The organism is Streptococcus mitis, assembly GCF_001579035.1.
In the GTDB taxonomy this organism is placed as follows: Bacteria; Bacillota; Bacilli; order Lactobacillales; family Streptococcaceae; genus Streptococcus; species Streptococcus mitis_J.
In genome coordinates this window covers 1-234 of the sequence record NZ_KQ970357.1, presented here as the reverse complement: position 1 = coordinate 234, position 234 = coordinate 1, and the positions used below count along the sequence as shown (strand labels likewise).

Sequence of the window (234 nt, the reverse complement as noted above, 5' to 3'; positions counted from 1 at the left end):
TAACCATGGGGGGAATGAGATTGAGGACGGAAACCAAGACCAGGGCCACAATCCCGACTAAATAACGGCGTTTTTCTAACTTGAAAAACCACCAAAGTTTTTGAATAATGGACATAAAATCCCTTTCTGATTGCAAATGGAAACCTGAGGCCAAAACCCCAGGTTTTTCTTATTCATAGGTTACGACTGTCACCGCACCCTTGTCATACTCAGCGATAAAGATATTGGCTACAT

1 pseudogene is annotated in these 234 nt (G+C 42.3%); it reads right to left on the bottom strand.

Annotation, left to right across the window (positions count from 1 at the left end):
* Window positions 1-169: 169 nt before the first annotated feature.
* Window positions 170-234, bottom strand: a pseudogene (locus SMIDD26_RS12085) (DUF421 domain-containing protein); the annotation flags it as partial.